This is a genomic window from Methylobacterium sp. WL116 (assembly GCF_008039455.1).
In the GTDB taxonomy this organism is placed as follows: Bacteria; Pseudomonadota; Alphaproteobacteria; order Rhizobiales; family Beijerinckiaceae; genus Methylobacterium.
The window spans coordinates 1-5,221 of sequence record NZ_VRUV01000327.1; the positions used below are offsets into that span (position 1 = coordinate 1).

Sequence of the window (5,221 nt, forward strand, 5' to 3'; positions counted from 1 at the left end):
GGTTTCCCCCATGCCGCGATGGATTTCCAGCCGAATCCGCCGCCGACACGGTCGGCCGCCGGCTGGATCGGGCGATCGGCACCGTCGAGACCGTGCTCGCCCGCCCGGACCCTTGACCGGGCGGCGCGCACGCGCCCAATCCGCCGAAGTCCCGATTTCCTCGTCCTCGGCCGACCTGCAGCACGCATGCCCCAGATCAGCGTCACCATCGACGGCAAGAGCTACCGCATGGCCTGCGGCGAGGGCGAGGAGGCGCATCTGGCGGCGCTCGCCGCCGACCTCGGCGCGCGGGTCGCCGACATGCGCAAGGCCTTCGGCGAGATCGGCGACATGCGCCTGCAGGTGATGGCGGCGCTGACCATCTCCGACGAGGTGTCGGAGCTGAAGCGCCGGCTCGCGGTGGCGGAGGCCGAGGCCGAGCGGCTGCGCGCCGAGGTGGCCGCGTCGCAGACGGTCGAGGCGGATCGGTCGGCCCGCGTCTCCGACGGCGTGTCGCGGGCCGCCGAGCGGATCGAGCGGATGGCCCGCACCCTCGCCGCCACCGCCGGGCCAGCGGGCGCCGACCATCGCTGATCGTGCCGGAACGATGCCGGTCCGATGAAGCTTGGCCGGCTCCGGCTGCGTTGATTGGGTTGATGCGGCGCGTCCGCCGCCCCGAAAAAAGGTTCTCCATGACCATGACGATCACCGGCATCCGCGCGGGCCTCGTGCTCGGCAGCGCCCTCCTTGCCGGAACCGCGCTCTCCGGCGCCGCCGTGGCGCAGGAAACGGTCGCGTCCCAGCCCGGCACCGCGCCGGTGCTGACCAAGGTGGCGAGCTTCGAGCATCAGGTCACCGGCGTCACCGTCGGAAAGGACGGGCGCATCTTCGTCAACTTCCCGCGCTGGACCGAGGATACCGCGATCTCGGTCGCCGAGCTGAAGGACGGCAAGCTGACGCCGTTCCCCGATGCCGAGTGGAATGCGTGGCGCAACGCGAAGAAGGACGAGGTCGACGCGCGCAACCACTGGATCTGCGTTCAGAGCGTGGTCGCCGATCCGAAGGGCAACGTCTGGGTGCTCGATCCGGCCGCCCCCGCGATGGCGGCGGTGGTCAAGGACGGGCCGAAGCTCGTCGAGATCGACCTGAGCACCAACAAGCCCGCCCGCACCATCGCCTTCGACGAGACGGTGGCGCCCCAGGGCTCGTACCTGAACGACGTGCGCTTTTCGCCCGACGGCAAGACCGCCTACCTCACCGATTCCGGCGCGAGCGGCGCCCTCGTCGTGGTCGACCTCGACAGCGGCAAGGCCCGTCGCCTGCTCGACGGCGACCCGACCACCATGCCCGACAAGAGCGTGACCGTGACCTACGACGGCAAGCCCCTGCGCCGGCCCGACGGGCGCGGCGTCGAGTTCGCGGCCGACGGCATCGCGCTCTCGCCCGACGGCAAGACGCTCTACTGGCAGGCGATCAAGGGCAAGACGCTCTACAGCCTCCCGACCGACGCGCTGACCGGGTGGTTGACGTCTTCGGTGGTGCCGAGCGCGCTCACCGACAAAAGCCTGTCGGGCAAGGTCGAGACGGTGGGCGAGAACGGCCCCGCCGACGGCTTGATCATCAGCCGGCACGACGGCCGGATGTACGTCAGCGCGCCGGAGGAGAACGCGGTGAAGGTCCGCGACCTGTCCGCCAAGGGCGGGAAGCCGACGGTGCTTATCCAGGATCCGCGCCTGCGCTGGCCCGACACCTTCGCCGAGGCGCCGGACGGCACCATCCTGTTCACGACCTCGCACATCCAGGACTCAGCCTTCTACAAGCCCGACGCCCCGGCGGCCCTGCCGACCGAGCTGTGGAGCATCAAGCCGGGCCCGGTGGACGCCACCGGCTCGACGGGCACGTCGACGAAGTAGGGGGCGACGCTCTCCCTCCCCCCACTGCGGGGGAGGGAAGACGGGACGTCGCGAAAACGAGAAAGGCCCGACCATCCGGTCGGGCCTTTCTCGTCATCGATGCGGAGAGGCGTCCTACCCGGCGTAGGCGGCGCCGGTCGTCTGCGGGAAGCGGTCGGCCAGGGCCCGGCGGAGCTTCTCAAGGGCGCGGTTCTCGATCTGGCGGACGCGCTCCTTGGAGATGCCGAGGCGATGCCCGAGGGCTTCCAGCGTGGCCTGATCCTCGGCGAGGCGGCGCTCGCGCAGGATGCGCAGCTCGCGCTCGGACAGGACGGTCAGCGCCTGCTGCAGCCAGAGATGGCGGCGCTCGCCGTCCACCGTGGCGGTCACGGTCTCGTCGGGCAGCGCCGCGCCGTCGACGAGGAAGTCCATGCGCTCGGACGAGGCCTCGCTCTCCTCGCCGACCGAGGCGTTGAGCGACATGTCCGGGCCGGACAGGCGGGCGTCCATCAGCGCCACGTCCTCGCGGGAGACGCCGATGGCGGTGGCGATGCGGCGGTGGATCTCGTCGCCGACGCGCTCCTCGGTCGATTGCATCAGGCGTGCGCGCAGCCGCCGCAGGTTGAAGAACAGCGCCTTCTGCGCCGAGCTGGTGCCGCCGCGGACGATCGACCAGTTGCGCAGGATGTAGTCCTGGATCGAGGCCCTGATCCACCATGTCGCGTAGGTCGAGAACCGCACCTCGCGCTCCGGCTCGAACCGGGCGGCGGCCTCCATCAGGCCGACATGGCCTTCCTGGACGAGGTCGGCCATCGGCAGGCCGTAATGCCGGAAGCGACCGGCCAGCGCGATCACGAGGCGCATGTGCGCCGAGATCAGCTTGTGGAGGGCGCGCTCGTCGCGCTCGTCCTTCCAGCTCACTGCCAGCCCGCGTTCCTCGTCCCGCTGGAGGAACGGCGCTTCCATCGCGGTGCGAATGAACTGCCGACGAATTCCCGCGATTTCCGCCATGCCGCCTGCCTCTTCCTTCCGAGCGCTGCTGCGGCCTCGGCCGCGTCCTGCGGAGGCACCGGTCCGACCGGGCGTCCACGCAAGGCACCGAACAACGGGAGGGCGAAGGCGAAGGTTCCGCCGGCGATCCAACAGGGCCGAGGATGTCCGGTTCCGTCGAACGCACGATTGCGCGATCGAAGGTTACCCGACCACCGCTCCATCGAGTGGGCGACGGCACGGACGAAAAAGCCCGGCGCTCGCGCGCCGGGCCTGATCGGGATGGGACGGGGCCGGAACGATCCCGGCCGGTCGGCGCGCCCTCAGGCGGCCTCTTCCTGGATGGCCTCGTCGCCGTCGGCCTCGGCTTCCGCCTCCGCTTCGGCCTTGCCGCGACGGGGCGACTTCTGCAGGCTCTGGTCGATCAGCTTGAGCGCCTCGGTCTCGGTGATCCGGTTGACGGTCGAGATCTCGCGCACGATCCGGTCGAGGGCGGCCTCGTAGAGCTGGCGCTCGCTGTAGGACTGCTCGGGCTGGGCCTCCGAGCGGTACAGGTCGCGCACCACCTCGGTGACCGAGAGCAGGTCGCCGGAATTGATCTTGGCCTCGTATTCCTGGGCGCGGCGCGACCACATCGTCCGCTTGACGCGGGCACGGCCGGTCAGCACGTCGAGGGCCTTCTTCACCAGTTCCGGCTCGGCGAGCTTGCGCATGCCGACGCTGTTGGCCTTCGCGGTCGGCACGCGCAGGACCATCTTGTCCTTCTCGAAGGAGACGACGAACAGCTCGAGCTTGTAGCCGGCGATCTCCTGCTCCTCGATCGCGGTGATGCGGCCGACGCCGTGGGCGGGATAGACCACCGCCTCGCCGGTCTTGAATCCCTGGCGGCCCGTCGTCGGCTTCTTGGCTGTTGTCATGCGAGAAGGGCCTCCAGAACAAAGCGCGGGGGGTTGCAAGCACCCGCGTGACCATGTCTTTCCGGGGTGGGACACCCGGCTTCAACCGCCCGACCGACGCCGCCGACCGGATCGGTCGGGCAGGCGAAAGCTCCCAGGCGCAGCCGTGCGCAGCCCATGATAGAACGGCCGCCGAAGGCGAAGCCTCCAGCAGTCGAGCGCGTGCCACCTGTTATCCTGGACGATCCGGAATTCGCGTTTTTGGACGCGGCAGGCAGCACGTCAGGCGCGAGCGACGGCAGGCGGATTGTGTATCACAAATCAACCGTCGAATCAAAGCAGCGCGACGCGCTCCCGACGGTTCGACACCGTCCGAAGCACGTTATGCACGGTTTGGCTGAGGCCGGGACCGAGCCGGCAAGGCAACCGCGGCATCGAGGCCGCGGGCCGATGCTGGGGTGATCAGTCGCCGGTGCCGGGGGCGGCGGAGAAGTGCGCCTCGAACTTGCCGGCCACGCCGTCCCACTCCTTGGCGTCGCCGGGAGCGTCCTTCTTCTGGGTGATGTTCGGCCAGTCCTTGGCGTAGTCGGCGTTGACCTTCAGCCAGGTCTCGAGGTTCGGCTCGGTGTCCGGCTTGATCGCCTCGGCCGGACATTCCGGCTCGCAGACGCCGCAATCGATGCACTCGTCGGGATGGATGACGAGCATGTTCTCGCCTTCGTAGAAGCAGTCCACCGGGCAGACTTCCACGCAGTCCATGTACTTGCACTTGATGCAATTGTCGGTGACGACGTAGGTCATGGTGCGATTTTCGTCCTCGATCCGCGCTGGCCGCATCCGCGGTCGCCGGGGGCTCGAACGGTCTCGCGGGCGGGCGAGGACGCGTTCGGCTTGCGTGTCGACGGGCCTTGGGTCGGCCCTTGGATGGCAAGGGCTCTAGCCCCTGCCAAGGGGGCTGACAAGCGCACCCATGCCGCAACCGGCCCGCGGTGCCGGAGTGTGGCTTGTCTACACTGATTCCAGGGGCGGCTCGGGCTCGGAAACCGATCGGGCCTGCGCCGCCTCGCCGCCGGCCGACAGGTCCGCATACAATCGCCGGGCGACCTCGGCCGAGCCGCGGCGCGTCCCGAGGTCGACGACGCGCACGATGATCGTGGCGTGGGCGGCGGCCACCGTCAGCACGTCGCCGACGGCCAGGCCCTTCGCCGGCAGCGTGGTCCGGGTTCCGTTGAGGCGGACGTGGCCGTCCTCGACGAGGCGGGCGGCGAGCGAGCGGGACTTCGCCACCCGCGCGAACCACAGCCACTTGTCCAGCCGCTGCCGCCCTTCCTTCATGCGGACCGGTGATGCCTCAGCGCTTGCCGCCTTCGCCGGATTCGAGCTGCGCCTTCAGGGCGGCGAGCTTGGCGAAGGGCGAATCGGGATCGGGCGCCCGCTCGCGGCGCGGGGGGCGCGCATCCGGCC

General features: G+C 69.9%; 6 protein-coding genes. 2 read left to right on the forward strand and 4 right to left on the reverse strand.

The window, feature by feature from the left end; translation table 11 throughout:
* The first annotated feature begins 186 nt into the window (after positions 1–186).
* Positions 187–573, forward strand: coding sequence for a cell division protein ZapA (gene zapA, locus FV223_RS19405; protein ID WP_147728542.1), 387 nt, complete (start codon positions 187–189; stop codon positions 571–573).
* A gap of 98 nt (positions 574–671) precedes the next feature.
* Positions 672–1,892 carry an L-dopachrome tautomerase-related protein gene (locus tag FV223_RS19410; protein WP_147728543.1) on the forward strand — a complete coding sequence of 407 codons (1,221 nt, stop codon included), beginning with the start codon at positions 672–674 and terminating at the stop codon, positions 1,890–1,892.
* Positions 1,893–2,006: 114 nt separating this feature from the next.
* On the opposite strand, the gene FV223_RS19415 is transcribed toward FV223_RS19410, so the two are convergent.
* From FV223_RS19415 to FV223_RS19430, 4 genes are all read right to left on the reverse strand, one after another.
* On the reverse strand, positions 2,007–2,882 hold the full coding sequence (locus tag FV223_RS19415; protein ID WP_147728544.1) for an RNA polymerase factor sigma-32: 876 nt from the start codon (positions 2,880–2,882) through the stop codon (positions 2,007–2,009).
* Between the two features lie 302 nt (positions 2,883–3,184).
* Positions 3,185–3,778, reverse strand: a complete 594-nt coding sequence (locus FV223_RS19420; RefSeq protein ID WP_147728545.1) for a CarD family transcriptional regulator — start codon at positions 3,776–3,778, stop codon at positions 3,185–3,187.
* 441 nt (positions 3,779–4,219) lie between these two features.
* Positions 4,220–4,558 (reverse strand): ferredoxin FdxA, encoded by a 339-nt coding sequence (fdxA, locus tag FV223_RS19425; RefSeq protein ID WP_147728546.1) that lies wholly within the window; start codon positions 4,556–4,558, stop codon positions 4,220–4,222.
* 207 nt (positions 4,559–4,765) lie between these two features.
* Entirely contained in the window at positions 4,766–5,092 is a 327-nt protein-coding gene (locus FV223_RS19430) for an RNA-binding S4 domain-containing protein (RefSeq protein ID WP_147728547.1), read from the reverse strand.
* Between the last annotated feature and the right edge of the window lie 129 nt (positions 5,093–5,221).